General features: G+C 70.5%; 3 protein-coding genes. All 3 read right to left on the reverse strand.

Translation table 11 applies throughout. The annotated features are described in order from the left end of the window. On the reverse strand, positions 1 to 191 hold a 191-nt coding region (locus RT567_RS16855), incomplete at its 3' end, for a hypothetical protein (RefSeq protein ID WP_313577338.1). Positions 192 to 201: 10 nt separating this feature from the next. Beyond that, on the reverse strand, positions 202 to 1,158 hold the full coding sequence (gene gspK, locus RT567_RS16860; protein ID WP_313577339.1) for a type II secretion system minor pseudopilin GspK: 957 nt from the start codon (positions 1,156 to 1,158) through the stop codon (positions 202 to 204). A gap of 26 nt (positions 1,159 to 1,184) precedes the next feature. Beyond that, positions 1,185 to 1,401, reverse strand: a 217-nt coding sequence (locus RT567_RS16865) for a type II secretion system protein GspJ (protein ID WP_313577340.1), incomplete at its 5' end; no start/stop codon positions are given.

Genomic DNA, 1,401 nt, shown 5'->3' on the forward strand with positions numbered 1-1,401 from the left:
GGCAGGTCCAGCCAGCGCGTCATGACGTCGGCGCCCGGCGCCACGGCGATGGTCCGCATCGACGGCGGAGCGTCCGCCTGATGCGGGTCCAGCTCGCCGCGCCCGACGACGCGGCCCTCGCGGTCGACCAGCAGGAAACGCGCGGGCAAGGTCGCGTTGGTCGGGATGAACAGGATGCGGGCGTGGCTCATTCTTCCATGCTCATTCTTCAGGCGTCCAGCGGCGGATGACGGTGCGCGCCACGCCATCGGGCGCGACGTGGATCAGGGCGGTGCGGACGGCGCGGGCGTCGCCGTGGGCGATCTCGACCCTCAGGTCGAAATAACGGGTGGAAAGGGTGATCTGGCCCTTGGCCTCTTCATCGACGACCACGCCCGACAGAGCGGGTTGCGCCCAGAAGGCGTCGGGGCTCGCCCAACCCATCGCCGGGCGCGCGGCGATGGCCGCCTTGGCCGCGTTCAGCCCCAACACGCCCTTGCTGATCGCGACCAGCAGCACGGCGTCCTGCGGCTCCAGCGTGTTGACGTTCAGGGGCGACAGCCGGGCTTCCGGCAGGGCGCACAGATAGGGTCTCAACCGGCGATAAAGAGCGTCGTCCACTCCCGAGACCGCGCGCAGTTCGCTGACCTCGGCCAGCATGATCCCGCCGGTGCGATAGGGCGTCGGCCGGCTGGCGTAGGTGGAATCCTCCGCTCCCTGAGCCGAGATTTCGGCGTCGCCGTCCATCCAGTCGGTCAGGGACGCCGCGACCGTCGCCATCCGTCCGCGCGGTAGGCCGAGCGCCGTGCCCAGGGCGATGAACTGCGCTGCGCCTTCGGGCCGTGCGATCAGGTCTTCGCCCTGCCCCAGCACCAGACTGTTCAGGTTGAAACAGGCCTGGCCGTCGCGGATCACCGCCTGTCCCTCGCCGTCTTCCAGCGGCAGGGCGAAGACGCGGCCGTTCCACTGAGGCTGCAACGGCGTGCGTGCGGGATCGGCGCGGACCAGATCGGACAGCCGCCGTCGCGCCAGCGCTTCCGCCCCCGCCGCATAGGCTTGCGCCTGCGCCTGGCTCTCGGCGTTGGTCGTGCGGCGCACGGAAAAGCGCACATCGTCCAGCAACACCACGCACAGCGCCGCCATCACCGCCACCAGCAACAGGACGGTCAACAGCGCCATGCCCCGACGATCGCGCGCCCTTTTCCTCATGCAGCGGCGACCAGAAACAGCTGCTCGACCGGACCGAATCCGTCGAGCGTCAGCGTCACCCGGACGGCGTCCGGCAGGGGCTGGTCGCTGCTGGCGGAAAAGGCGGGCGCCTCGGACCCGTTCTGGATGAAGGCGACGCGGGCGTCCTTCACCCCGCGATACAACACCTGCGGCGGCCCGGCCCGCGCCCCGTCCAGATAGGGCGCCACGCGG

This window comes from Brevundimonas sp. (assembly GCF_032107865.1).
Classification (GTDB): Bacteria; Pseudomonadota; Alphaproteobacteria; order Caulobacterales; family Caulobacteraceae; genus Brevundimonas.